Genomic DNA, 24,966 nt, shown 5'->3' with positions numbered 1-24,966 from the left:
CCTAGGGGGCATTGTGGCGCTGAATCCGGCAAATGTTACTTAACCGAGTCATATCCCACGGTGTCGAGATGATTGCTTACCGTCAATGCAGTCTCCCGATTCGGTGCACCGTGCGCAAGTCACTCCTACGGTTGGTCGGTGTGAAGATGATTAACCCGGTGGGACCGGGCCATCCCCGAGTTCGGTTAGTCTCGGAGAGGGCAATCCAAACCCAACACATCTTCTCCGCAGGTGGGGGGCAGCAGCTATGAGCTGGCTCGTCGTGGCCGGGTTTCTCATCTTCTTCCTCGGGTTGATGGCGTCGATTGCCCTGCACGAGATCGGCCACCTGGTCCCCGCCAAGTTCTTCGGGGTGAAGGTCACCCAGTACATGGTCGGTTTCGGGCCCACGCTGTGGTCCAAGCGGACCAAGGAAACCGAATACGGCGTGAAATGGATTCCGCTCGGCGGCTACATCCGCATGATCGGCCCGCTCCCGCCGCGCCCGCAGGATCAGGGCAAGCTGCGCAACCTCTCCACCGGCTACTGGCAGGGGCTCATCGAGAGCGCCAGGCAGGCGTCCCTGGAGGAGGTCAGGCCGGGTGACGAGGACCGCGTCCTGTACCGCAAGCCCTGGTGGCAGCGCCTGATCATCTTCGTGGGTGGCCCCGCGATGAACTTCGTGCTCGCCTTCGTGCTCTTCGCGGTCGTGCTGATGGGGTTCGGCATCCAGGTCGCCCAGCCGGTCGTGGCCGCCGTCTCCAAGTGCGTCATGACCGTCCAGGAGCAGCAGAAGGGCCAGGAGTGCACCTCCGCGCACGTCGCGTCCCCCGCCGCCGTGGCCGGCCTGCGGGCCAACGACAAGATCGTGGCCGTGGGCGGCACCCCGGTCACCAGCTGGGAGCAGGCCACCAAGCTGATCCGTCAGCACGGCGCCGGGCCGATCGCCGTCCAGGTCGAGCGGAACGGCACGCCGCTGACCCTCACCCCGACGCTCATCGCGCAGGACCGGCCCTCGGCGGACGACCCAGCCAAGATCGAGAAGAACGCCGGCTTCCTCGGTGTGAGCCCCGTGGTGGTCGTCGAACGTCAGAACCTCGGCTTCGTCGCCGGCACGATGTGGGACTTCACCGCCCGCACCGCCGCGTCGCTGGCCCGCTTCCCCGAGCGCATCGGCGGCGTCTGGGACGCCGCCTTCAGTGGCGCCAAGCGTGACATCAACAGCCCCGCCAGCATCGTCGGCGCGGGAAGGATCGGCGGCGAGATCGCCGCGTCCGCCGCCCCCCTGGACACCAAGATCATCTCGTTGATCCAGCTGCTCGCCTTGGTGAACCTCGCGATCGGCATGTTCAACCTGGTCCCGCTGCTGCCCCTGGACGGCGGCCAGATCGCCGGCGCCCTGTGGGAGGGCATCAAGCGCGCCTACGCCCGCCTGCGCCGCCGCCCGGCCCCCTCCTACGTCGACATCGCCAAGGCCCTGCCCCTGACCTACGCCGTGGTGGCCGTGCTCCTGGTCATGAGCACCCTGCTCATCTACGCCGACATCGTCAACCCGATCCGCCTGTCCGGCTGACCGGGCCCCATCTGACCGGCCCGTGCCCCGGGCCGGTCAGTACATCGAGATGTGCACGTGGTCGAAGTGGTTGGCAGTGACGCCGCCGCGGTCGGACATGGGGCGCCAGCCGGGGAAGCCCAGGTTGTAGATGCGCTGGCGGTAGATCACGTACTTGACGCCGAGCTTGCCGCCGTTCTTGATGATCCAGGCCGCGATCTCGTTGCCGAGGGCGGCGTCTCCGGCGGCGGGCAGCGCGCCGCCCGAGCTCAGCATGAAGTCGCAGGCGCGGCCGAGCGGGTGCTCGCCGCTGGTCTCCGCGCGGTAGCAGCCGACCGGGAAGCGCAGTGTGAAGTGGCTCCGCACCTCGGCGCGCATCAGCCGGGTGCGCGGGGTGATGTTGTCGCTCCCGGTGGGGAGTTCGGGCGCCCAGGCGCCGTTGGCCCGCTTGCCGGGGGCCGTGGGGATCAGCTTGTCCAGCTTGTCCTTGATCTCGTCGATCAGCTTCTCGGCGTCCTTGCGCTGCCCGGAGACCTCGGTCATGTCGTCCCGCAGCTCGGCGGTGAGCTTCTCGGCGTCGCCCGCGGCCTGCTTGCGGGTGTCGCGGGCGGAGGCGAACCCGCTCAGCCGGGCGCTCTGCTCGGCCTGGAGCTGCTCGAACATCGCGGCGCCGCCGTACCCGGGGGACATCAGCTCGCCCACCAGCCCGAGGCCGCCGGCCTGGTAGCGCAGTTGGGCGATGTCGCGCACTTGCGACTGGGCCAGGGCGTACGCCGCCTCGGCGGACTTCAGCCGGTCGCGCGCCGCCTTCTCGGCGGCCTTGGCCTTGCCGACGGCGACGCGCTTGGCGTTGTACTCGGCGATCAGCTTGTCGATCTTCTTGGTGAGCGACGCGAGCTGGGCCTTGAGTTCCTTCTCGGTGGGCTTGGGGGCGGCGGCTCCCGCCACCGCCTGGCCGGGCACCAGCCCGGCCATGAGCAGAACACACGCGGCCATGACCACGGAACCGCCGGTAGTGCGCGGCAGAGCCTTCTCCTCTCCATCCGCCGACCGGGTTAGCTGACGGGTTCGGGCCGGAGTCGCCCTACCACACGAGGTGGATTCACCCCAGAAACCACTGGGTCCCCGGTTCCCTGGCGAGGCGCCAGGGATTAGGCGTGACCGCCGTTACCGGCGGGAATGGATGGGATGCTAGTACTCTGCAGCGCCTTGTGGCGACTCATCGGACAAATTGGGCGAAACTAGGCATCCCTCAGCATCCGCGCGGCCTCCTCGGGCAGCACGTCGTTGACGAACGCCCCCATCGCCGACTCCGACCCCGCGAGGTACTTCAGCTTCTCCTTGGCCCGCCGGACGCTGAACAGCTCCAGGTGCAGGTACGCCAGATCGCGCCCCTCCCGCACCGGCGCCTGGTGCCAGGCCGCGACGTACGGCATCGGCACCCCGAACAGCCCGTCCAGCCGCCGTAGCACCCCGGTGTACAGGGTGCCGAACTCCGCCCGCTCCTCGGGCTCCAGGGCGTTCAGGTCGGGCACCCGGCGGTTCGGGTAGACGTGCACCTCGAACGGCCAGCGCGCCGCGGCGGGCACGAACGCCGTCCAGTGCTCGCCGGCCGCGACCACCCGCGTGCCCTCCGCCCGCTCGGCCGCCAGCACGTCCGCGAACAGGTCGCCGCCGGTGCGGTCCCGGTACCGCGCGGCGGAGCCGAGCATCTGCCGGGTGCGCGGGGTTAGGTAGGGATAGGCGTAGATCTGCCCGTGCGGGTGGGCCAGCGTGATGCCGATCTCGGCGCCGCGGTTCTCGAAGCAGAACACCTGCTCCACCCCGGGCAGCGCGGACAACTCGGCCGTGCGGTCCGCCCACGCCTGGAGCACCAGATCGACCTGCGCGGGGGAGAGGGCGGAGAACGACGAGTCGTGCCGGGAGGTGAAGCACACCACCTCGCACCGGCCCACGCCGGGCCGTACCTCGCTGAGCCCGCCCACCTGCTCGTACTCGCCCGGCACGAAACTGAAGGACGGGAAGCGGTTCTCGAAGACCGCGACGTCGTAGTCCGCGGCCGGGATCTCGGTGAGCCGCCCCGGCGCCGACGGGCACAGCGGGCACTGGTCGGCCGGGGGGAGGAAGGTGCGGCCCTGCCGGTGCCCGGCGACCGCCACCCACTCGTCCAGCAGCGGGTCGTAGCGCAGCTGCGACGACGGCGGGCGGGGCGGCAGGTCGCGGGTGTCGGGCGCGCCGCGGTCGGCGTCGTCCGCGCGGTCGAAATAGATGAGCTCGCGTCCGTCGGCCAGATGAGTGATCGTGCGTTTCATCCCCCGGCCACCTCGCTTTCCCTCTCGGTGCCGCCGCTCTCCGCGGGGTCGGCCAGGATGAGCGAGCAGTCCCGCTCGGCCAGGGCCTCGCGCGCCTCCTCCGGCAGGCCGGTGTCGCTGATCAGCACGTCGGCCTCCTCCAGCCTGGCGATCGTGCTGAAGCCCACCGTGCCCCACTTGGTGTGGTCGGCCAGCACGACCAGCCGCTGCGCCGCCGCGATCAGCTCGCGGTCGGTCTCGGCCTCCAGCAGGTTCGGGGTGCTGAACCCGGCCCGCGCGCTCATGCCGTGCACGCCGAGCATCAGTGTGTCGACGTTCAGTGTGCGCACCGCGCCCACCGCGACCGGCCCGACCAGCGCGTCGGAAGGGGTGCGCACCCCGCCGGTCAGCACGATGGTCTGGTCCGGCCGCCCGGCGTGGTGGAACACGTCGGCGACGCGGGGGGAGTTGGTGATGACGGTCAGCTCGGGCACGTCCACCAGGTGGTGCGCCAGCGTCCAGGTGGTGGTGCCCGCCGACAGCGCGACCGCCGTGCCCGGCCCCACCAGCTCGGCGGCCCGGCGGGCGATGGCCTCCTTCTCGGCCTGCTGGCGTACCGACTTGGCGGCGAAGCCGGGTTCCTCGGTCGAGCCGGACCCGACGGCGGTGGCGCCGCCGTGCACCTTCTCGACCAGGCCCCGCTCGGCCAGGACCTCCAGGTCGCGGCGGATGGTCATGTCCGACACCCCGAGGTCGCGCACCAGCTCCGCCACTCGGGCCGCGCCGTGCCTGCGCACGCGCCGCAGGATCGCCTGCTGCCGCTGCTGGGCCAGCATCGAGCCTCCTTTTCCACAGATTCCAGCAAATCATCCCATATTGCCAAGGGATCATTGTTGGAACCTGGTGGAATGGCCTTCTTTTCATGATCGAGGGTTGTGGGGGCAGGACGGCACGGGCATTGTTGGGGACGAGACCAAGGCGAAAGGTGATCCACGATGGGCAGACGTGCACGCAAGAGCCGGGCCCGCAAGAAGAAGAAGGCCAACCACGGCAGGCGTCCCGCGAGCTGACGCCCGCGCGCCGGGGTCAGCCGCAGCGGCCCCAGGCGGCCAGCAGCCGGGTCTGCGGATCGGCGTCCGCCGGGAGAGGCGGGCGCTCGCCGATCACGCCCGTCTGCCGGTAGGCCTCCTCGGTGCGCGCGAACCACTCGGCGCACAGCCGTACCAGCTCCGGATCCAGCCGCACCTCTGGGCCGATGGCCGTGGAGATGTCCCAGGTGTGGATCAACGCGTCCGCGAACAGCTCGGTGAAGTACTCCTCGCCGGACACGTCGCCGAACGACAGGCGCACCGTGCGGGTGAGCGCGTCCGGCGGCTCGGTGGCGCGGACGGCGGCCGCCGCCGCCACGTCGTACGCCTTCACCGGGTCGTCGCCGAGCAGGTCGCCCTCGAACAGATCGCCGATCTCGGCCGCCGACCGGCCCGACATGAGCTCGGGCACCATCAGGCTCTCGCCCACCAGGTGGTTGACCAGCGTGCGCACGTCCCAGCCCGCGCACGGCGTGGGCGCCCACCACTGGCCGGGCGCCACCCGCTGCACCTGAACGCCGCAATCGTCGAGAGCCCGCCGATACGCCTCGCGGATGCCCACCGTCATCATGACCCTCCCGCGTCGTCGCTCCGACGTTAACCCGTCAGGAAGATCCCTTCACCGAGTCGTCCCCGACCGGCCTCGGCCGCCTCCGATGGTGATCCTCGCGGCCGATCCGGTTCAGCTCATCTTCTTCAGCGCGTCCCCCACTGCCCGGTGGAATGTCGGGTATGCGTAGATCATTGACCTCAGCTCGCGCACCGGTACCCGGGCGTGCACGGCGAGGGTGAGCATGCCGAGCACCTCGCCCGCGTACGGCCCGGCGACGCTCGCCCCGACCAGCACCGGATCGGCGGAGTCCTCGGCCACCAGCTTGACGAAGCCCTCCGCGCCGTGGATCCATCCCCGGCCGGACAGGTCCCCTACCACCGTGCGCACCGCGAGGCCCCGCTCCCGCGCCGCCGCCTCGGTCAGCCCCACGCCGCCGACCTCGGGATCGGTGAAGGTCACCCGCGGCACGGCGTGCCTGCGTCCGGGCGGGCCGTCCTCGCCAAGGATGTCGGCCCGCGCGATGCCCGCCTGATATATCGACATGTGCGTGAAGGCACCCTGCCCGGTCACGTCGCCGATCGCCCACAGCCCGTCGCCGGCCCGCATGCGCTCGTCCACCTCGACCGCGTGCGCCGTCTCGTCCAGCCCCATCGCGCCGGCCCCGACGGCCGCCAGGTCGACCCGGCGGCCGGTGGCGACCAGCAGCCGCTCGGCGCGGTGGCTGCCGTCCTCGGTCATCGCGGTGAACGCCGACCCATGGTGATCGACCCGCGTGACCTTGGTGCCGGTCCGCACGGTGATCCCCTCCCCGGCGAACACCTTGGCGAGCAGTTCGCCCGCCTCGGGCTCCTCGCCCGGCAGCAGCCGCGCGGCGGACTCCAGCACGGTGACCTCGGCGCCGAACCGCGCGAACACCTGGGCCAGCTCCGCCCCGATGGCGCCGCCGCCGAGCACGATGAGCGACTCCGGCACCTGCTCGGCCGCGATCGCCCCCCGGTTGGTCCAGTACGGCGTCTCCGCCAGCCCCGGGATCGGCGGCACGGCCGCCACCGACCCGGTGGCGAGCACGATCCCGCGCCGCGCCCGCAGCACCCGCCCGCCCGCGTCGTCCCCGGCGGCTTCGACGGTGACCTCCCGGTCCCCGGTGATCCGCCCGCGCCCCCGCACCAGCGTGGCGCCCGTGCCGGCGAAGCGGTCGGCCGCGACCTTGTCGTTCCAGTCGTCGGTCGCCTCCTCCCTGATGCGGCGCGCCACCGGCGCCCAGTCGGGCTCGATCCGCGACGACCCCGCCATCCCCGGGACGCGCCTGCCCTCGGCCAGCAGCTCGGCCGCGCGCAGCATCATCTTGGACGGGACGCAGCCCCAGTACGGGCACTCGCCGCCCACCAGCTCGGCCTCCACCCCCGCCACCGCCAGCCCCGCCTCGGCGAGGCGCTGCCCGATCTCCTCGCCGCCCGGGCCGAGCCCCAGCACGACGACGTCGAACTCTTCCGTCTCCACACCCATGACTGCCCCCTGCCCCATCCCTCCGCGTCCAACCGGGCGTCCGTCCCTCACGGCAGGTGACCTGGCGTCGCCCGCCTGCGGCGATAGGAGGCGGCCTTGCTCTTGTTGCCGCACTCGGTCATGTCGCACCAGCGGCGGGTGGCGCCCCGGCTGTGATCCACGTAGAGACGTGTGCAGCCCTGTCCCGCGCATTCCCTGATCCGGCGCGCGTCCACGCCGCCGAGCAGGTCGATGGCGTCTCGCGCGAGGACGGACCCGACCGCGCAGGAGTCCCCGCGGCGGCACAGCGTGCCGTCCTCCGTCAGGTGGATGCTGACGGGCGGAGCGGCGGCGGCGGCGTTCAGCACGTCCAGGTCGCACCCGCCCCACGGCTCGGCGCGCAGCCGCGCCGTGGCGAGCCGGTAGATCGCCTCGCGCAGCCGGATGAGGCGCGGGAAGTCGTCGGCGCCGACCGGGACCGGCTCGGTCACGAGGCCGGCCCGCTCGGCCCAGGCCGAGAAGGCGGCCGGGCTCGGCAAAAGATCCTCACACCGGCTGGTCCGCCAGCGCAGGGTGCCGGCGAAGTCGAGCGCGGGCCGTCCGGTGAGGTACACGGACTCCACGTCATCACGATGACCGTCGCGGTGGTCGGACTCCACATCACCACTCTGACAGGTGACGCGGACCCCCCAGAAACAGCCCCCTGATGCTTTTTTCTACCTATACGCACCTTTGGTCCAGGCATGGGAGTCACCGCCTTGACAGGTGACCGCGGCCCGCCCCTACAGTGAAAGTCACCGGTTTGACCGGTGACGACCCATCGCCCACGTGCCGCCGGTGCCGCGCCCCCCTCGACGTCTTGGCCTTCGAGTTGCCAGGCGAGGAGGCGGATTCACATGGACCTATTTCCGGCGATCGGTTTGTCGATGATCTGGATCGTCGCCCTCGTCGGGGTCACCGCGGGGGCGAGCTGGCGCATCACCGGCCGGATGCTGCGCCCCGTGGAGGCCATCCGGACCGAGCTCGCCGCCATCAACGGCAACGACTCGAGCACCCGCGTCGCCGAGGCCCGCCGCTCCCGCGTGGCCGCCCGCCTGGCCCGCACCATCAACGCCACCCTCGCCCGCCTGGAACAGGCCGGCGAGCCGAGCCGCCGCACCCTGGCCCAGCAGCGCCTGTTCATCGCCGACGCCTCCCAGCGCCTGCGTTCCCCCGTCAGCGGCCTCCGCATCCGCCTGGAGGACGCCCGCGCCCACCCCGAGGACACCGACCTCCCCGACCTCCTCACCCACGCCCTCCACGACGTCGAACGCCTCCAGGCCGTCATGACCGACCTCCTCACCCTCACGGAGGTCCCCCCGAACTCCCGTCCACAGCCCGGAGTCCTCGGAGACCACTAGGCCCGGCCGTCGTGCCACGATGGGGCGGCACGACCTTTCACGGGAAGGGAACCAAGTTGCCGGAAGAGCCCCTGACAGACGACCCGTTCGACGGCCGCCCCCCGACCAGCCACGAACGCATGACGGGCCTGTCGTGGGACGCGTCGTACCACGACGGTCCCGCCCCCTGGGACATCGGCGGGCCGCAGCCGGCGATCGTCCGGCTGGCGTCCGAAGGCGTGTTCACCGGAACGGTGCTGGACGCCGGCTGCGGAACGGGCGAGAACACCCTCCACGTCGCCTCGCTGGGATCGCCGGTCCTGGGCGTCGACGTGGCGGAGACCGCCCTGGCGATGGCCCGCTCGAACGCCGCCGGCCGTGGGATCAAGGCCGAGTTCGCCACGGCCGACGCCTTCCACCTGGACCGCCTGGGCCGCACCTTCGACACCGTGCTGGACTGCGGCCTGTTCCACACCTTCGAACCCGCCGAACACCCGGCCTACGTGGCGAGCCTCGCCTCGGTGACCGAACCCGGCGGGACCCTGTACATCCTGTGCTTCAGCGACCAGGGCCCCGGCACCGGTCCCCACCCCGTCAGCCAAGAGGCCCTGAGAACCGCTTTCACCCCCGCCACCGGCTGGCACGTCACCGGCATCGACCCGGACCGCGTCCACACGAGGTTCCACGACGCCACCGGCGCCCCGGCTTGGCTCGCGACGATCGAACGTCTCCGGAGCGCGCCACCCCGGTGAGCGGGCGGATGCCACGTCCTCGGGACGCGGCACCCGCCCCGGCGATCGTCAGCCGGTGGCACCGGTCACCGTGGTGCCGGACTTGGTGATGTAGTACGTGACCTGCTTTCCGCTCCAGAAGTGGAAGGTGAGGGTGACGCGGCCGTCGTTGACCTCGGCGAAGAACTCAGGCTTCAAGATGATGGTGCCCGCGGTGTAGTCGGGCTGGAAGGAGCTCCAGAACTCCTTGTACGTGGTCCAGTTGGCCGGTCCGGCCCCGCTGCCGTCGGCGTACTTGGCCTCCATGGTGGCGAGCTGGTCACCGCGGAACTGGGTGGGGATCGCGAACGACGACGTCGTCCCCGTGGTGGCCGTCTGTGTGGGCGTGTCGGAGGAGATGATGCTGATCTGCCACGGCACACCCTGGGAGAACCGGGCCTCGATCGTGCTGTTCACCCCGTACGCCCGGTTACCGGCCAGCCGGGTGAGGGCGGCCGACGTGAGCGTGAGCGTGGTGCCCGACAGGGTGTAGTCGGTGCCCTGGCGCAGCGAGGTGGTCCCCTGTCGCAGTCCCTGGAACGTGGTGCCGTTGAGGTTGAGCGTGAGCGTCCGGCTCGGGATCGTGCCGGTGCGGGGCAGGTACACCTGATCGGACGAGGCGGTGCCGGAGCGGGTGGTCCAGCCGGCCTTCATCATGTCGAACACGCCCTGGTCCCGCCATCGCAGTTCGTTCCGGTTCAGGAACTGGCCCGCGTCCCAGACCATGGTGGTGAGGTTGCGGGTGCGGGCGTGGTAACCCACGGCCTCCAGGAACTTCAGGAACTCGCCGCGCTCGATGATGCCCGGGCGGGTGTGGTCCCAGCTGAGCAGTGCCCATTCCCCGATGATCACGGGGATGCCGCGGGAGACGAACGCGTTGCGCACCCGGTCGAACCCGGCGATCAGATCCTGCTCGACGTTGCTGTCGTATCTGGTGCCGCCGGCGATGTTCACGCTGAACGGCCACCAGCCGTAGAAGTGGACCGTGGCGGCGAGGTTGGGATCGCGCAGGGCGTTGAAGGTGGCGCTCAGCGCGTCCACACGGGCCTGCTCGCTGCTCGTGTGCAGTGTGGGCAGCACGAGGACACGGGTGGCGTTACCCCCGCCCGACTGGCGCACGAGGCGGACGAACGCGGTGTTGAGCGTGTTCACCAGCTGATCGCCCTGGTCGTCACCGGACGTCCCGGCGAACTGCGGCTCGTTGACGCTCTCGAACAAGAGCTTCGGTGAGTGGTCGCGGAAGGTGCCGGCGATCTGGCGCCACAGCGCGGTGTAGCGGTTCATCACCGTTGTGGAGTCGGTGGGGTAGGTGTTGATCCACTGCCAGGAGTCGTGGTGCAGGTTGATCAGCACGTAGAAGCCCTCGGCCAGGGACCACTCGATCACCTGGCGGACGCGGTTCAGCCACGCGGCGTCGATGGTGTAGTCGGGTGCCGGGCCGTGGTGGTTGCTCCAGGTGATCGGCATCCGGATGCTCTTGTACCCCTGGGACCGCACGTGGTGAAGCAGGGCCTGCGTGGTGAGCGGGTTGCCCCATGCCGTCTCGTCGGGGATGGCGTCGAACGTGTTGCCCAGGTTCCAGCCGGGTTGCATGGCGGCCACGGTGGCCATCGCGTCACCCGGCTGCGGAGACGGAGAAGGGGACGGGGACGACGACGGAGACGGGCTGGGCGAAGAGGACGGGCTGGGAGAAGGTGAAGGGCTGACCACGTCACCGGTGCACCTGACGCCGTTCAGCGTGAAGGAGGCTGGCGTGGTGTTGGCACCGGACCACGATCCGTTGAAGCCGAACGAGACCGTCGCGTTGGTCGCGACGGCCGCGTTCCAGCTCACGTTGGCCGCGGTGACCTGTGCTCCGGAGGAGGTGACCGTCGCGTTCCACGCCTGGGTGACCTGCTGGCCCGATGGGAAGGTCCAGGCGAGCCTCCAGCCGTTGACGGGGTCGCCGAGGTTGGTGACGTTCACGTTGACGGTGAACCCGCCCGCCCACTGCGACGAGACGGTGTAGGCCACGCCGCAGCCGGTCGCCGCGTGCGCGTTGACGGTCGCCATCGTCGACAGCGCGACCACGGCACCGACGACCGCGCCGATCCACAGGCGGACCCTCCGTGACTTTTGCATCTCTGACTCCCTTGGGCGCGTCCTCGCCAGAAAGTTTCTATCGTTTGGACAGGAAACATAATGTGGGCACAGATAGGAGTCCCGGCCAGCGCCGGCATGAACGCCTGCCACTATGAGGCGAGGGCACGCGTGGGCTATGGCGCCTATGAGCTGGCAGATCTCGCGGTCCTCCGGAAATCGGAGTGAGAAACTATCCACCGTTGAGAGCTGAATGTTTCAGAAGAAAGAGCCGGGAGGGCCGTAGCCAGGGCGCGAGGTCCCGGTCGGCGGAAGCCGCTGGTGACCGCACCGGCGGGGTGATCGCCGGCGTCCGGCCTGCGGCGTGACACGACGGGTTATTCTGGCGCCGTGAGCGGCTCCCCGCGCGTTCGACCGGGAGGGGCATCGACAGAAAGGGGCTGCGTTGTCGTACGCCGATTCGGGCGGACCGGTCGTCGGCCCGGAGCAGCAAAAAGGCGACCCGTCCCGTCCCGTGACGATCTCTTACATCGCGGAGACCGCCGGGGTGTCGATTCCGACCGTTTCCAAGGTCGTCAACGGCCGTTCCGGCGTGGCCGCCGACACCCGCGCCCGGGTCGAGGCGCTCATCAGCGAGTACGGCTACCGCAGGACCAACCGCAAGAACGTCATGGAACTCGTCTTCAGCGAGCTTGAGGACATGTGGGGCATGGAGATCATCCGCGGTGTCGAGCGGGTGGCCCGGCAGCAGCGCGTCGGGGTGGTGCTGACCGAGTTCGGCCCGAGTCTCGACCCGGTGGACCATCCCATGGAGGACACGCTGGCCCGCCGCCCGGCCTGTGTGGTCACCGTGGCCCAGCTGTCCAAGGAACAGCGCGACCAACTACAGGCCAAGGAAATCCCGTTCGTGGTGTTCGACCCGACCAGCGAACTGCCGGACGGCGTCCCGTTCGTGGGCGCCACGAACTGGGCGGGCGGCCGGTCGGCCACTCGCCACCTGATCGAGCTGGGACACCGCCGGATCGCGATGATCGCCGGCCCGGACGAGATCCTTTGCTGCCGGGCCAGACTGGACGGCTACCGTTCCGCTCTCGAGGCCGCAGGCCTGTCGATGCTCCCCGAACTCGTCCCGCGCGCGAACCTCACCAGGGAGGACGGCCGAGTGGCCGCGCTCGGCCTGCTGAGCCTGCACGAGCGGCCCACCGCGATCTTCGCCTGCAACGACCCGCAGGCACTCGGGGTGTATCAGGCCGCTCGGGAACTCGGCCTCCGGATCCCCGCGGACCTGAGCGTGGTCGGATTCGACGACCTGCCCGTAGCCACTCTCGTCGATCCCCCGCTCACCACCGTTCACCAGCCGCTCGCCGAGATGGCCGCCGTCGCCACCGAACTGGCACTCGCCCTCGGCCGCGGCGAGGAGCCGTCCCGGATCGGTCTCGAACTCGCCACCACTCTCACCGTCCGGGAGAGCACCGCACGGCCCGCCCCTACGGGGAGCTCGAGCCGTCGTCACAAGCCTGAAGGTCGTCAAGCCACCTGAGGCAAGTACGCTGACCATGATCGCTGCGAAGGTGGAGGAGCCGCTCATGACCGCCGATCCGACGATGACCTTGATCGGCCAGGGGGTGGAGCTGAATCACCACCGAGGTCAGCCTGAAGCCGCTCGCGAGTTGTTCGCGAAGATCTGGGACGACATCGGCGGCGAGCAGGGCGACCCGCTGCACGTGTGCGTCCTCGCCCATTCGATGGCCGATGTGCAGGACGACGTCCACCAGGAGCTGATGTGGGACCTGCGAGCCCTGGCCGCCGCTGACCTGGTCACCGATGAGCGTGTGGCGCAAGCCGGAGTACCGCTCTCGGTGGCCGGCCTGTATCCGTCGTTGCACCTGAACCTGAGCGAGTGCTATCGCAAGCTGGGCGATCTGGACCGCGCCCGTGAGCACCTCCAGCAGGCCCGGGCCGGCACCGGCGCACTAGGGGACGACAACTACGGGCGGCTCATCAAGGGTGGCCTGGAGCGCCTGGCCAAACAGTTGGACGGCGCCGTCTGACTACGACCCGGATACGACTTCAGAAGTCAGGCCGGAGGCGAACAAGGCCCGGGATGGGGGATCACGTCCCCTACCTGGGCCTTTGTCGTGAGAGCGGACGACGGGAATCGAACCCGCGTAGCCAGTTTGGAAGACTGGGGCTCTACCATTGAGCTACGTCCGCGCGAGCCGGCTCTGGTCTGGTCTAGACTTCTGCCGGTCGTCAGGACGTAAGCGTACCGGAGATTCCTCGGTGCGCGAGCGGCCGGCGGTCCGGGGTGTAGCGCAGCTTGGTAGCGCGCCTGCTTTGGGTGCAGGAGATCATCGGTTCAAATCCGGTCACCCCGACAGGTCGGTTTTCGGGCCGCGCCCGGAACGCGAAACTTTCACCGCTTGATAGCGGCGGGAGGGACGCGGGCGGGGCGCCGAAAACGGTCGGAGTCCGGCCCGAAAACTCTCGGAGAGGCCACCGCGGGGGATACCGGCCCGGAATCGGTCAGTTGTGGGTGCGGAATAACGCCCAGACGGCTTTGCCGCCTTCGTCGAGTGCGTCCCAGCCCCAGCAGGTGCTGTAGGTCTCGACGATGTAGAGGCCGCGGCCGTGCTCGGAGATGAAATCCGGTTCCTTCGGGCGGGGGATCTCGTCACTCGGGTCGGAGACCGCCAGCAGCACATGCGGAGCCAGCCGTAGCAGCATCAAAATGATGGGTTGGCCGTCGAAGTGCAGGGCGGCGTGCCGGGTGTATCTCACGGCATTGGTGACGAGTTCCGAGACCACCAGGGCGGCGTCGTCGCCGATCTGGTCGAAGCCCCATCGCCGCAGCGTGGTGCGGGTGACGTCCCTCGCGGTCTTCACCGAGTCGGCCTGCGGGCGCAGGGGACAGGTGGTGGTGTCCTCCCCGCCGTTGGAGCGCAGGAGTTTCTGGAACCCGACCTCGCGTGTCACTTCCAGGCAGTGGGCCGCGGATACGGGCTCCAGCATGGTGCCTATACCTCCCGCTGTCATCGTGAGTCTCCGCGGCCACTTGGCTGTTATATGGGTCGGTGCACGTTTAACCCAATATGCACTAGGCCATCATGGGTGAGTATTCGGCTCGGTGCAAGACCCAAATGCACGTGCATGTGGGCCGTGCAGACGCACACCCTGTGGTGGTCCGACCGGAAAAACGCTGGGGTGAGCAGCCCTTGTCACGAGGGCCGGAAGTGGTGACACTGTGTGGGCTGGCCCGAGTGAACCAGAGAAAGGAGGGCGCGCATGACTGCATTCCAGTCCGGATCCGGTCCGACGGCCCTCCGCATTCTGCTGGGGTCCCAGTTGCGGCGCTTGCGGGAGAACAAGGGCATATCCCGCGAGGACGCGGGTCACGAGATCCGCGGCTCCGAGTCCAAGATCAGCAGGATGGAACTCGGCAGGGTCGGGTTCAAGGAGCGTGACGTCGCCGACTTGCTCACCCTCTACGGCGTCGCGGACGGCGAAGCCCGCACGGCGGTCATGGACCTCGTGGAGCGGGCGAACGAACCCGGCTGGTGGCACAGGTTCAACGACCTGCTGCCGACCTGGTTCCAGGCCTACGTCGGCCTGGAGGAGGCGGCGACCCGCATCCGCACCTACGAGGTGCAGTTCGTGCCCGGCCTGCTGCAGACCAAGGAGTACGCCCGCGCCGTCATCACCGCGGGCGCGGCCGGCATCGGGCCCGCCGAGATCTCCCGCCGGGTGGACCTGCGCATGGAACGCCAGCGGGTGCTCGACCGCCCCGAGGGCCCGATCTTCTGGGCGGTGATCGACGAGGCGGCGCTGCGGCGCCCCATCGGCGGCGCCGACGTGATGCGCGGCCAGCTCCAGCATCTGCTCGAGCTCATGCGGCTGCCCGGAATCACCATTCAGGTGATGCCTTTCAGCTACGGCGGCCACAGCGCCGAGGGTGGCGCGTTCAGCATCCTGCGTTTCGGTGACAAGGAACTTCCCGACGTCGTCTACGTAGAGCAGCTCGCCAGCGCGCTCTACCTGGACAAACGCGAGGAGGTGGACCGCTACGGCGAGGTCATGGAACGGCTGTGCGCCGTCAGCACCACCCCCGAGGCCACCGTCGAGATCTTGCAGAAGATCATTTCTGATAGACTCTGACGCCTGTCGATGACGCCGGAGGCGCCCGTCTGCCCTAGACTGGCATGCGGCGCTGGACACCCGCCGCGGTTGCGCATGCCCCTCAGGATGTGCCCCTTCGGCCCGTGCACTGAGCCGCCCATGTGGGCGCGGCGCGCGAGCATGTCGCGGTGGCCGTACGGCATGACGCGCCCGCGATCACCAGAAGCTTGATCAAGGAGACCACCCCGTGAAGACCGCTGTCGAGGAGCTGAGCCCCACCCGGGTCAGGCTCACCGTCGAGGTGCCGTTCGAGGAGCTCGAGACGAGCATGCAGGCGGCGTACAAGAAGGTCGCGCAGCAGGTGCGCGTGCCAGGCTTCCGCCCCGGCAAGGTTCCCGCCCGCATCATCGAGCAGCGCTTCGGCCGCGCGGTGGTCCTGGAGGAGACCCTCAACGACGCCCTGCCCAAGCTGTACGGCCAGGCCGTCGACGAGAGCGACGTCTTCCCGGTGAGCCAGCCCGAGATCGAGGTCACCAAGATCGATGACGGCAAGGAGGTCGAGTTCACCGCCGAGGTGGACGTCCGGCCGACCTTCGACGTCCCGGCCTACGAGGGCACCGAGATCACCGTCCCCTCGGCCGAGGTGTCCGACGAGGACATCGACACCCAGGTCGACGCGCTGCGCCAGCGCTTCGCCACCCTCACCGGGGTCGAGCGCCCCGCCGCCGCGGGCGACTACGTCGTCATGGACCTCGCGGCCACCATCGACGGCAGGAACATCGAGGAGCAGCAGGCCTCGGACGTCTCCTACGAGGTCGGCGCGGGCTCGGTCCTGCAGGGCCTCGACGACTCCCTGGTCGGCATGTCCGCCGGTGACGAGAAGACCTTCACCACGACCCTGGTGGGCGGGGAGAACGCCGGCGAAGAGGCCGACGTCACCATCCACGTCAAGAACGTCAAGGAGAAGGTGCTCCCCGAGCTGGACGACGAGTTCGCCGGCCTCGCCAGCGAGTTCGACACCCTCGAGGAGCTGCGCGAGAGCCTGCGCGGGCAGGCCCGCCGCAACAAGCTCATCGACCAGGTCGTGCAGAGCCGCGAGAACGCCGTGACGGCCCTGCTCGACAAGATCGACATCCCGCTGCCGGAAAGCGCGCTGACCGCCGAGATCGACGCTCGCAAGCACAACCTCGAGCACCAGATCGCCGAGAGCGGGCTCAGCCGCGAGGCCTACTTCCGTCTGTACCAGACCACCGAGGAAGAGCGGTTCGCCGAGTTCGACGAGAACGCCCGCAAGGCGATCAAGACGGGCTTCGTGCTCGACAAGATCGTCAAGCAGGAGGAGCTCGGGGTCAACGAGCAGGAGCTGACCGACTTCGTGGTGCGCCGCGCCGCGCAGCTCGGTGTGGCCCCCAACACCCTGGCCCAGCACCTCGCCGACAACGACCAGCTCACGCTGGCGATGGTCGAGATCGTCCGGGAGAAGGCCAAGACCGTCGTCGGCGACTCCGCCAAGGTGACCGACGAGGCGGGCAACGAGGTCGACCTGAAGGCCATCTACGCCGAGCTCAACCCCGAGCAGGAGGGGAGCGCCCCCGCTCCCGAGCCCGAGGCCCAGCCCGCGGAGTGATCCTCGGGGCCGTCCGGCGCCGCGTACGAGCGCGCCGGACGGCCCTGAAGCACGCCTGGCCGGCGTCTGGCCGTCACGACCTTCGGCGCCCGGCCGTCAGACCTTCCGGTGCCTGGCCGTCACGCTCTTCTGGTGCCTGGCCGGCCGCCTCGCGGGTCACTTCAAGCCGTTCGCGGCCGAGTGACTTGGCGACCTTTGGTGTGATTGTTACGAATTAGGGCAACTCTCGGCTGTGACATGCGCCGGCCGGTCGTCCGATGGTTGAGGAATTCCTCATCATCGCGATGCTCGTCGCCGTCCTGATGCTGGCCGGGCGGGTGATCGCGCGCCGCCTGTCACTGCCGCCGGCGATCCCCCTCGTGCTTCTCGGCGTCGCCGCGAGCTTCCTGCCCGGCATGTCCGAGGTGATCCCGCCGCCCGAGGTGATCCTCAACATCTTCCTCCCGCTCCTGATCTACCGGGCCGCCTTCCTCTCCGCGCCCCGCGAGACCAAGGAGGACGCCGTCCCGATCTCGGTGATGGCCTTCGGCCTGACCTGCGCGACCGCGGTGGCCGTGGCGACGGCCGTACGTTTCGCCGTCCCGCAGGTGGACTGGCCCGCCGCGCTGGCCCTCGGCGCGGCCGTCGCCCCCACCGACCCGGTGTCGGCCACCTCGGTGATGCAGCGCCTCAGCGCGCCGCGGCGCCTGGTGACGATCCTGGAGGGCGAGAGCCTCGTCAACGACGCCGTCGCGCTGACGTTGTTCGGACTGGCCCTCACGGCCCTGGAAGGCCCTGTGAGCCCCGCTGAGGGCGCCGTGACGCTGCTGCGGGTGGTCGCGGGCGGCGTGCTGTACGGCTTGGTGCTCGGCTGGGTGCTCGCACGCCTGCGCGCCCGCGTCACCGACAACGGCGCACAGATAGTCATCTCGCTGCTCACGCCGTTCCTCGCCTACCTGCCTGCCGAGCACTTCGGCGTCTCCGGGGTGCTCGCCGTGGTCACCACCGGCTTCTACCTGGGCATACGGGCCCACGGGCTGCTCCCGCCCGCCGCCAGGCTCACCGGCACGGCGTTCTGGGAAGTCCTGGTCTTCCTGCTGGAGTCCAGCCTGTTCGTCCTGCTCGGCCTGGAGATCCGGCATGTCGTCGCGGGCGTGGCGGAATACCCCACCGGGGCGCTCGCGGTGGTGGCCGTCGTGGCGGTCGCCGTGGTGGTGCTGCTGCGGCTCGGCTGGACGATGGCGGTGTTCCCGCTGGCCAGATGGCTGCCCGGCAGGCACCTGTCCTTCGACCGCATCGGCCGGTCCGAGCGCCTTGTCATGGGCTGGGCCGGAATCCGCGGCGCCATCACCCTGGCCATCGCGCTGTCCATCCCGCTCCAGGTGCCCCACCGGCCCCTGCTGATCTTCCTGGCCATGGTGGTGGTGCTCGTCACGCTGCTCGGCCAGGCGACCACGCTGCCGCGGCTGCTGCGCCGCCTGCGGCTCGGGGAGTCGCAGGAGGAGGCCGCCGAGGAGGCGCGGGCCCGCCGGGCGAGCACCGAGGCGGCCCTGGCGAGGCTGGACGAGCTCGGCGCGGAGGGCGAGGTGGACGAGCGCACGGCCGACGTCTTCCGCCAGCTGCTTGAGCTGCGCCTGGACCGGGTCCGGGCCCTGCTGGACGGCGACGGCGACGGGGAGCAAGAGGGGGACGAGGGGTCGGCGAGCACCCGCGCGCTGCGCGAGGAGCTGGGCCGGGCCCAGCGCGAGAAGCTCGACGGGCTCTACGAGAGCGGCCGGATCAGCGTGGAGGTCAGGCGGCGGCTCACGCACGAACTCGACCTCGAACACCGCCGCCGTTCGGGCCCTGGCTGAGCCGCCGGCGTACCTGCGCCGTCAGCGAACAGGGTGGAGACGAGGCGTAACCGGTCGGTGTGCCGGGTTAAGGTCACAAGCAAAGCCCATCGATTACGACGCATCGGAAGGTGACGCTGTGACCAGCCCGCCGACCTCACATTCGCCCATCGGCTTCGAGCCGCAGGGGCGCGGCCGCGAGAACGGCTCGTACCGCCTTGAGGACCAGCTGTACAACCGTCTGCTGCGCGAGCGCATCGTGGTGCTAGGCACCGCGGTCGACGACGAGGTCGCCAACCGCATCTGCGCCGAACTGCTCCTGCTGGCCGCGGACGATGCCGATCGGGACATCTGGCTTTACATCAACTCCCCGGGCGGTTCGGTCACGGCCGGCATGGCGATTTACGACATGATGGAGTATGTGCCGAACGATATCTGCACGGTGGCCATGGGGCTCGCTGCCTCCATGGGGCAGTTCCTGCTGTGCGCGGGGGCGACCGGCAAGCGGTACGCGCTGCCGCACGCCCGCATCATGATGCACCAGCCCTCGGGCGGCATCGGTGGCACGGCCGCGGACATCGCGATCCAGGCCGAGCAGATGCTCTACGTCAAGAAGACCTTGGCGGAGCGCATCGCCTTCCACACCGGCCAGCCGCTCGACCAGATCGAAAAGGATTCCGATCGGGACCGCTGGTTCACGGCCGAGGAGGCCAAGGACTACGGCTTCATCGACCATGTCGTGCGCAGCGCGCGGCAGGTGCCCTCTGAGGGCGCCGTCTCCTAAGGGGCAACAGTGAGTGACTTGATCCGGCCGGGAGACATCAACGGCCGATACATCATTCCTTCGTTCGTCGAACGCACGACGTACGGCGTGAAGGAGATGAACCCGTACAACAAGCTCTTCGAGGACCGCATCATCTTCCTCGGGGTGCAGATCGACGACGCGTCGGCCAACGACGTGATGGCCCAGTTGCTGACGCTGGAGTCCCTCGATCCCGACCGCGACATCAGCATCTACATCAACTCGCCGGGTGGCTCGTTCACCGCGATGACGGCGATCTACGACACGATGCAGTTCGTCCGGCCCGAGATCCAGACGGTCTGCCTCGGCCAGGCGGCCTCGGCCGCGGCCGTGCTGCTTGCCGGCGGCACGGCGGGCAAGCGCTTCGCGCTGCCGAACGCCCGGGTGCTGATCCACCAGCCCTCCACCGAGGGCGGCGGCCAGGGCAGCGACATCGAGATCCAGGCCCGCGAGATCCTGCGCATGCGCTCGCTGCTGGAGGAGATCGTCGCCCGGCATTCCGGTAAGCAGCCGGAGGAGGTCCGTCGCGACATCGAGCGCGACAAGATCCTCAACGCCGACGAGGCCAAGGCATACGGCCTGATCGACGACATCATCCCCTCACGGAAGAAGCGCGCTCAAGCCGTGGCTTCCTGAGGACGCGGATCGCACCGGAACGGTGCCCAATTGGGCACGTTCCGGTGCGACTCACCGCTAGGGGGCGCACTGAGGGCCCAGAAGACGGTAACGTCGAAACCTGAGCGGGATGACTTTTCGGACCGAGTCCGCAAGATTCGGATCGCGGAGCAGGCGGTCCCACGCAAAGGAGTATCTGGGGTGGCACGCATCGGCGACGGCGGAGACCTGCTGAAGTGCTCGTTCTGCGGGAAGAGCCAGAAGCAAGTCAAGAAGCTCATCGCCGGACCAGGCGTATACATCTGCGATGAGTGCATCGATCTCTGCAACGAGATCATCGAGGAGGAGCTCTCCGAGTCCTCCGAGCTGAAGTGGGACAGCCTGCCCAAGCCTCGGGAGATCTACGAGTTCCTGGACGCGTACGTCATCGGCCAGGACAAGGCCAAGAAGGCGCTCTCCGTAGCGGTCTACAACCACTACAAGCGGGTGCAGTCCGGCGAACGCGGCAGGGACGACGGCATCGAGCTCGCCAAGTCCAACATCCTTCTGCTCGGCCCCACAGGCTCGGGCAAGACCCTGCTGGCGCAGACCCTGGCCAAGATGCTGAACGTCCCGTTCGCCATCGCGGACGCCACGGCGCTCACCGAGGCCGGGTACGTCGGCGAGGACGTCGAGAACATCCTGCTGAAGCTCATCCAGGCGGCGGACTACGACGTCAAGAAGGCCGAGACGGGCATCATCTACATCGACGAGGTCGACAAGATCGCCCGCAAGAGCGAGAACCCCTCGATCACCCGGGATGTCTCGGGCGAGGGCGTGCAGCAGGCGCTGCTGAAGATCCTGGAGGGCACCACCGCCTCGGTCCCGCCGCAGGGCGGCCGCAAGCATCCCCACCAGGAGTTCATCCAGATCGACACCACCAACGTGCTGTTCATCTGCGGTGGCGCGTTCGCCGGCCTCGAAAAGATCATCGAGTCCCGGGTCGGCAAGAAGGGCATCGGCTTCAACGCCATCATCCACTCCAAGGACGACCTCGACGCCTCGGACATCTTCGCCGACGTCATGCCCGAGGACCTGCTGAAGTTCGGGATGATCCCCGAGTTCGTGGGCCGGCTGCCGGTCATCACCAGCGTGCACAACCTCGACCGTGAGGCCCTCATCCAGATCCTCACCGAGCCGCGGAACGCCCTGGTCAAGCAGTACCGGCGGCTGTTCGAGCTCGACAACGTGGAGCTGGAGTTCACCGACGACGCGCTGGAGGCCATCGCCGACCAGGCGATCCTGCGCGGCACCGGTGCGCGCGGGCTGCGGGCCATCATGGAAGAGGTCCTGCTCTCGGTGATGTACGAGGTGCCCTCCCGCCAGGACGTGGCGCGCGTGGTCATCACCCGGGAGTCTGTGCTGGAGCACGTCAACCCCACCCTGGTCCCCCGGGACCAGCTGAACGCCAAGCAGCAGCGCACCCCGCGCGAGAAGTCGGCCTGAGGCCCGCCTGGCGTTCGCACCTCGGCTCCACTCGGCCCGCATTCGTGCGGGCCGTTCCGTGGGCGGACCGGCCCGGGCCGGTCCGCACCGGAGATTACAATCCGTAGTGAGGGCCCCCTTTTAGCCACACATAATGTGGTTTTTGGTGACAGATCGCCGTTAACAAGTGGCATGTCCGTATAGCGGGTTAAGTGCGCGCGACTGTACCCCGGCACATCCAGGCTCCGGACATCCCTAGAATTGTCGCTGTGACAACGCCTGATCTGCCGACACAGTACGCACCCGCAGACGTCGAGACCCGCAGCTACGAGCGCTGGGTCGCGGAGGGCTACTTCACGGCGGACGTAGGCGGCGCAGGTGAGCCGTACTCCATCGTGCTCCCGCCCCCCAACGTCACCGGTGTCCTGCACATCGGCCACGCCCTCGACCACTCCATCCAGGACGCCCTCACCCGCCGCGCCCGCATGCAAGGCCGGCAGACGCTCTGGCTGCCCGGCATGGACCACGCCGGCATCGCCACCCAGAACGTCGTCGAGCGCGAGCTCGCCAAGGAGGGGCTGTCCCGCCACGACCTCGGCCGCGAGGCGTTCGTGTCCCGGGTCTGGCAGTGGAAGGAAGAGTCCGGTGGCCGCATCCTCGGCCAGATGGCCAAGCTCGGCGACGGCGTCGACTGGACCCGCGAGCGGTTCACCATGGACGACGGCCTGTCCCGGGCCGTCCAGACCATCTTCAAGCACCTCTTCGACGACGGGCTGATCTACCGCGCCGAGCGCATCATCAACTGGTGCCCCCGCTGCCTGACCGCCCTGTCCGACATCGAGGTCGACCACTCCGACGACGAGGGCGAGCTCGTCTCCATCCGGTACGGGGAGGGTGACGCAACCATCGTGGTCGCCACCACCCGGGCCGAGACCATGCTCGGCGACACCGCCGTCGCCGTCCACCCCGCCGACGAGCGGTACGCCCACCTCATCGGCACCATGGTCGAGCTGCCGCTCACCGGCCGCATGATCCCGATCGTCGCCGACGAGCACGTCGACCCGTCCTTCGGCACCGGCGCCGTCAAGGTCACCCCCGCCCACGACCCCAACGACTTCGATATCGGGCGGCGGCACGGCCTGCCCTCCCTCGCCGTCATGGACGAACGCGGCGTGGTCACCGCGCACGGCCCGTTCCAGGGGCTCGACCGCTTCGAGGCCAGGCCCGCCGTGGTCGCCGCGCTGCGCGCCGAGGGCCGCGTCGTCGCGGAGAAGCGCCCCTACGTCCACGCCGTCGGCCACTGCTCGCGCTGCAAGACCGTGGTCGAGCCGCGGCTGTCCCTGCAGTGGTTCGTCAACGTCCAGCCGCTCGCCAAGGCCGCCGGCGACGCCGTGCGCGACGGCCGCACCCGCATCCACCCGCCGGAGCTCGCCAAGCGCTACTTCGACTGGGTGGACGACATGCACGACTGGTGCATCTCCCGCCAGCTGTGGTGGGGCCACCGCATCCCGGTGTACTACGGGCCCGAGGGACAGGTCGTGTGCGTCGGGCCCGACGAGGAGCCGCCGACCGGCTACACCCAGGATCCCGACGTGCTGGACACCTGGTTCTCCTCCGCGCTGTGGCCGTTCTCCACGCTCGGCTGGCCCGAGCGCACCCCCGAGCTGGAGCGTTTCTACCCGACCACGGTGCTGGTGACCGGGTACGACATCCTGTTCTTCTGGGTCGCCCGCATGATGATGTTCGGCCTGTACGCCATGGACGGCGAGACCCCGTTCCGCACCGTCGCGCTGCACGGCATGGTGCGCGACCAGTTCGGCAAGAAGATGTCCAAGTCGTTCGGCAACGTCGTCGACCCGCTGGACTGGATCGAGCGGTACGGCGCCGACGCGACCCGCTTCACGCTGCTGCGCGGCGCGGGCCCCGGCTCGGACGTCGCGATCAGCGAGGACTGGGCCGCCGGGTCGCGCAACTTCTGCAACAAGATGTGGAACGCCACCCGCTTCGCGCTGCTGAACGGCGCGACGGTCGCGTCCCCGCTGCCCGAGCCCGGCGACCTCACCGTCGCCGACCGGTGGATCCTCTCCCGGCTGGGCAGTGTCGCCGGCGCGGTGGACGCCGCGTACGACGACTTCGAGTTCGCCAAGATCTCCGACGTGCTCTACCACTTCGCCTGGGACGAGGTCTGCGACTGGTACGTCGAGCTGGCCAAGATCCAGATCGCCGAGGGCGGTGAGCGCGCCGATCGCACCCGCGTCGTGCTCGGCCACGTGCTCGACGCGCTGCTCCGGCTGCTGCACCCGCTCATGCCGTTCGTCACCGAGGAGCTCTGGCGGGCCCTGACCGTCCAGCCCTCGGTCATGGTGGCGTCCTGGCCGGCCGTGGACCAGCGGTACGCCGACCCGGGTGCGGAGCGGGAGATCCTGGCCGTCCAGGAGCTCGTCACCGAGGTCCGCCGCTTCCGGTCGGACCAGGGACTCAAGCCCGGCCAGCGGGTCGCCGCCCGCCTCTCGCTGGACGGCACGGGGCTCGGCGCCCACGAGGGCGCCATCCGCACCCTGCTCCGTCTCGACGAGCCGGACCCGGCCTTCTCGGCCACCGCCCGGCTGGCCGTCGGCACCGCCACGGTGGAGCTCGACACCGCCGGGACGATCGACGTCGCCGCCGAGCGCAAGCGCCTGGACAAGGATCTGGCCGCGGCGCGCAAGGAGGCCGCTCAGGTGGCCGCCAAGCTCGCCAACGAGCAGTTCATGGCCAAGGCCCCCGACGACGTCGTCACCAAGGTGCGCGCCCGCGCCACCCAGGCCGACGCCGACATCGCCCGCCTGGAGGCCCAGCTGGCGGCCCTGCCGGCAGGCTGAGCCTTCCCCTGTCACCCACGAGCCCGCGGCCTTCCGGTCGCGGGCTCGCGCCGTCTCAGAGCGGCACAGAACATTTGAACTTTTCGGGTTTGAGCCTCCGGCCTCGGGGGAGGACTAGGAGTCCGGGGAAGTTGGTCATGACACCCCTTCACCGGTGCTAGAGTTCTATCCGCAGGGCGATCACCGGCCCGCCGCCCAACAGGGCGGAGGCCCGGGAGCCGATCAGCTCCCAAGGTGCTCGATCTCCTGCGCTCCCGATGACTCGTCCGATTTCAGAGTACTGCGTCGCGATTTGACCAGACTAGGGAACTTGGGTAAGTTTGCCGGGTTGCTCTGTTTCAGAGCGAACAGAATGGAAGCCCCGATGGGGCCGGATCGAAGATCCGGTTGATTCGGTGTACGCGTCCGTTTCTTGAGAACTCAACAGTGTGCTAAAAGCCAGTGCATGAATATGCATGAACCCCGTCCCCTGGCTTGCCCGTGTTCTGCGGGTG

Annotated in this window: 21 protein-coding genes, 2 tRNA genes and 1 riboswitch; of the genes, 14 read left to right on the top strand and 9 right to left on the bottom strand. The window is 69.3% G+C overall.

Translation table 11 applies throughout. The features are described from left to right. The first annotated feature begins 247 nt into the window (after positions 1-247). On the top strand, positions 248-1,552 hold the full coding sequence (locus ACFP1K_RS27330) for a M50 family metallopeptidase (RefSeq protein ID WP_380758449.1): 1,305 nt from the start codon (positions 248-250) through the stop codon (positions 1,550-1,552). Positions 1,553-1,588: 36 nt separating this feature from the next. Here the strand turns inward: ACFP1K_RS27330 and ACFP1K_RS27325 are convergent, their stop codons facing one another. From ACFP1K_RS27325 to ACFP1K_RS27315, 3 genes are all read right to left on the bottom strand, one after another. Further along, on the bottom strand, positions 1,589-2,527 hold the full coding sequence (locus ACFP1K_RS27325) for a coiled-coil domain-containing protein (protein ID WP_380758447.1): 939 nt from the start codon (positions 2,525-2,527) through the stop codon (positions 1,589-1,591). A gap of 34 nt (positions 2,528-2,561) precedes the next feature. Next, positions 2,562-2,699: riboswitch (cyclic di-AMP (ydaO/yuaA leader) on the bottom strand. A 73-nt stretch (positions 2,700-2,772) separates the two neighbouring features. Continuing rightward, positions 2,773-3,843, bottom strand: coding sequence for a galactose-1-phosphate uridylyltransferase (galT, locus tag ACFP1K_RS27320; RefSeq protein WP_380758445.1), 1,071 nt, complete (start codon positions 3,841-3,843; stop codon positions 2,773-2,775). After that, positions 3,840-4,658, bottom strand: a complete 819-nt coding sequence (locus ACFP1K_RS27315) for a DeoR/GlpR family DNA-binding transcription regulator (protein WP_380758444.1) — start codon at positions 4,656-4,658, stop codon at positions 3,840-3,842. The genes galT and ACFP1K_RS27315 overlap by 4 nt, the downstream gene beginning before the upstream one ends. 159 nt (positions 4,659-4,817) lie before the next feature. Here ACFP1K_RS27315 and ACFP1K_RS27310 point away from each other — a divergent pair, with 159 nt between their 5' ends. Then, positions 4,818-4,892 (top strand): 50S ribosomal protein bL37, encoded by a 75-nt coding sequence (locus tag ACFP1K_RS27310; RefSeq protein WP_380758535.1) that lies wholly within the window; start codon positions 4,818-4,820, stop codon positions 4,890-4,892. 16 nt (positions 4,893-4,908) lie between these two features. Here the strand turns inward: ACFP1K_RS27310 and ACFP1K_RS27305 are convergent, their stop codons facing one another. From ACFP1K_RS27305 to ACFP1K_RS27295, 3 genes are all read right to left on the bottom strand, one after another. Then, the gene (locus tag ACFP1K_RS27305) at positions 4,909-5,481 is read right to left on the bottom strand and encodes a TIGR03086 family metal-binding protein (protein ID WP_380758442.1); all 573 of its coding nucleotides are present in this window, start codon (positions 5,479-5,481) and stop codon (positions 4,909-4,911) included. A gap of 111 nt (positions 5,482-5,592) precedes the next feature. Beyond that, entirely contained in the window at positions 5,593-6,969 is a 1,377-nt protein-coding gene (locus ACFP1K_RS27300; RefSeq protein ID WP_380758440.1) for a dihydrolipoyl dehydrogenase family protein, read from the bottom strand. A gap of 47 nt (positions 6,970-7,016) precedes the next feature. Next, entirely contained in the window at positions 7,017-7,571 is a 555-nt protein-coding gene (locus tag ACFP1K_RS27295) for a CGNR zinc finger domain-containing protein (RefSeq protein WP_380758438.1), read from the bottom strand. 273 nt (positions 7,572-7,844) lie between these two features. On the opposite strand from ACFP1K_RS27295, the gene ACFP1K_RS27290 reads away from it, so the two are divergent. Then, on the top strand, positions 7,845-8,348 hold the full coding sequence (locus ACFP1K_RS27290) for a hypothetical protein (protein WP_380758436.1): 504 nt from the start codon (positions 7,845-7,847) through the stop codon (positions 8,346-8,348). A gap of 56 nt (positions 8,349-8,404) precedes the next feature. Further along, a complete protein-coding gene (locus tag ACFP1K_RS27285; protein ID WP_380758434.1) occupies positions 8,405-9,079 on the top strand; it encodes a class I SAM-dependent methyltransferase in 675 nt (224 codons plus the stop codon). 48 nt (positions 9,080-9,127) lie between these two features. Here the strand turns inward: ACFP1K_RS27285 and ACFP1K_RS27280 are convergent, their stop codons facing one another. Then, a complete protein-coding gene (locus ACFP1K_RS27280; RefSeq protein ID WP_380758432.1) occupies positions 9,128-11,218 on the bottom strand; it encodes a cellulase family glycosylhydrolase in 2,091 nt (696 codons plus the stop codon). 472 nt (positions 11,219-11,690) lie between these two features. Here ACFP1K_RS27280 and ACFP1K_RS27275 point away from each other — a divergent pair, with 472 nt between their 5' ends. Both ACFP1K_RS27275 and ACFP1K_RS27270 read left to right on the top strand, forming a co-directional pair. Then, the gene (locus ACFP1K_RS27275; RefSeq protein WP_380758430.1) at positions 11,691-12,716 is read left to right on the top strand and encodes a LacI family DNA-binding transcriptional regulator; all 1,026 of its coding nucleotides are present in this window, start codon (positions 11,691-11,693) and stop codon (positions 12,714-12,716) included. Between the two features lie 16 nt (positions 12,717-12,732). Further along, entirely contained in the window at positions 12,733-13,227 is a 495-nt protein-coding gene (locus ACFP1K_RS27270) for a hypothetical protein (RefSeq protein WP_380758428.1), read from the top strand. A gap of 92 nt (positions 13,228-13,319) precedes the next feature. On the opposite strand, the gene ACFP1K_RS27265 is transcribed toward ACFP1K_RS27270, so the two are convergent. Continuing rightward, a tRNA-Gly gene (locus ACFP1K_RS27265) sits at positions 13,320-13,390 on the bottom strand. A gap of 90 nt (positions 13,391-13,480) precedes the next feature. Between ACFP1K_RS27265 and ACFP1K_RS27260 the strand changes: the two genes are divergently transcribed. Next, a tRNA-Pro gene (locus tag ACFP1K_RS27260) sits at positions 13,481-13,554 on the top strand. A 148-nt stretch (positions 13,555-13,702) separates the two neighbouring features. Here ACFP1K_RS27260 and ACFP1K_RS27255 read toward each other — a convergent pair. After that, complete coding sequence (locus ACFP1K_RS27255; protein WP_380758426.1) at positions 13,703-14,188, bottom strand: ATP-binding protein; 486 nt, start codon at positions 14,186-14,188, stop codon at positions 13,703-13,705. A gap of 273 nt (positions 14,189-14,461) precedes the next feature. On the opposite strand from ACFP1K_RS27255, the gene ACFP1K_RS27250 reads away from it, so the two are divergent. The 7 genes from ACFP1K_RS27250 (at position 14,462) to ACFP1K_RS27220 (ending at position 24,472) form a co-directional block, all read left to right on the top strand. Beyond that, positions 14,462-15,331, top strand: coding sequence for a helix-turn-helix domain-containing protein (locus ACFP1K_RS27250; RefSeq protein ID WP_380758424.1), 870 nt, complete (start codon positions 14,462-14,464; stop codon positions 15,329-15,331). Between the two features lie 208 nt (positions 15,332-15,539). Next, a complete protein-coding gene (gene tig, locus ACFP1K_RS27245; protein ID WP_380758422.1) occupies positions 15,540-16,919 on the top strand; it encodes a trigger factor in 1,380 nt (459 codons plus the stop codon). Positions 16,920-17,176: 257 nt separating this feature from the next. Continuing rightward, positions 17,177-18,751, top strand: coding sequence for a Na+/H+ antiporter (locus ACFP1K_RS27240; RefSeq protein ID WP_380758419.1), 1,575 nt, complete (start codon positions 17,177-17,179; stop codon positions 18,749-18,751). Between the two features lie 118 nt (positions 18,752-18,869). After that, positions 18,870-19,514, top strand: coding sequence for a ClpP family protease (locus tag ACFP1K_RS27235; protein ID WP_380758416.1), 645 nt, complete (start codon positions 18,870-18,872; stop codon positions 19,512-19,514). A 9-nt stretch (positions 19,515-19,523) separates the two neighbouring features. Then, positions 19,524-20,168 carry an ATP-dependent Clp protease proteolytic subunit gene (locus tag ACFP1K_RS27230; protein ID WP_380758414.1) on the top strand — a complete coding sequence of 215 codons (645 nt, stop codon included), beginning with the start codon at positions 19,524-19,526 and terminating at the stop codon, positions 20,166-20,168. Positions 20,169-20,348: 180 nt separating this feature from the next. Further along, positions 20,349-21,632, top strand: coding sequence for an ATP-dependent Clp protease ATP-binding subunit ClpX (gene clpX, locus ACFP1K_RS27225; RefSeq protein WP_380758413.1), 1,284 nt, complete (start codon positions 20,349-20,351; stop codon positions 21,630-21,632). 239 nt (positions 21,633-21,871) lie between these two features. Further along, positions 21,872-24,472 carry a valine--tRNA ligase gene (locus ACFP1K_RS27220; RefSeq protein ID WP_380758533.1) on the top strand — a complete coding sequence of 867 codons (2,601 nt, stop codon included), beginning with the start codon at positions 21,872-21,874 and terminating at the stop codon, positions 24,470-24,472. The last annotated feature ends 494 nt before the right edge of the window (positions 24,473-24,966 follow it).

It is taken from the genome of Sphaerisporangium aureirubrum, from assembly GCF_042658925.1.
In the GTDB taxonomy this organism is placed as follows: domain Bacteria; phylum Actinomycetota; class Actinomycetes; order Streptosporangiales; family Streptosporangiaceae; genus Sphaerisporangium; species Sphaerisporangium aureirubrum.
Note: the sequence above shows the minus strand (reverse complement) of the source record. Positions and strands in the feature narration are given on the sequence as shown.

Coding starts and splice junctions, on each gene's coding strand:
- ACFP1K_RS27250 (WP_380758424.1), top strand. CDS start 14,462: ATGACTGCATTCCAGTCCGGATCCGGTCCGACGGCCCTCCGCATTCTG.
- ACFP1K_RS27280 (WP_380758432.1), bottom strand. CDS start 11,218: ATGCAAAAGTCACGGAGGGTCCGCCTGTGGATCGGCGCGGTCGTCGGT.
- ACFP1K_RS27315 (WP_380758444.1), bottom strand. CDS start 4,658: ATGCTGGCCCAGCAGCGGCAGCAGGCGATCCTGCGGCGCGTGCGCAGG.
- ACFP1K_RS27330 (WP_380758449.1), top strand. CDS start 248: ATGAGCTGGCTCGTCGTGGCCGGGTTTCTCATCTTCTTCCTCGGGTTG.
- ACFP1K_RS27240 (WP_380758419.1), top strand. CDS start 17,177: ATGGTTGAGGAATTCCTCATCATCGCGATGCTCGTCGCCGTCCTGATG.
- ACFP1K_RS27325 (WP_380758447.1), bottom strand. CDS start 2,527: ATGGCCGCGTGTGTTCTGCTCATGGCCGGGCTGGTGCCCGGCCAGGCG.
- ACFP1K_RS27305 (WP_380758442.1), bottom strand. CDS start 5,481: ATGATGACGGTGGGCATCCGCGAGGCGTATCGGCGGGCTCTCGACGAT.
- galT (WP_380758445.1), bottom strand. CDS start 3,843: ATGAAACGCACGATCACTCATCTGGCCGACGGACGCGAGCTCATCTAT.
- ACFP1K_RS27300 (WP_380758440.1), bottom strand. CDS start 6,969: ATGGGTGTGGAGACGGAAGAGTTCGACGTCGTCGTGCTGGGGCTCGGC.
- ACFP1K_RS27270 (WP_380758428.1), top strand. CDS start 12,733: ATGATCGCTGCGAAGGTGGAGGAGCCGCTCATGACCGCCGATCCGACG.
- ACFP1K_RS27290 (WP_380758436.1), top strand. CDS start 7,845: ATGGACCTATTTCCGGCGATCGGTTTGTCGATGATCTGGATCGTCGCC.
- ACFP1K_RS27255 (WP_380758426.1), bottom strand. CDS start 14,188: ATGCTGGAGCCCGTATCCGCGGCCCACTGCCTGGAAGTGACACGCGAG.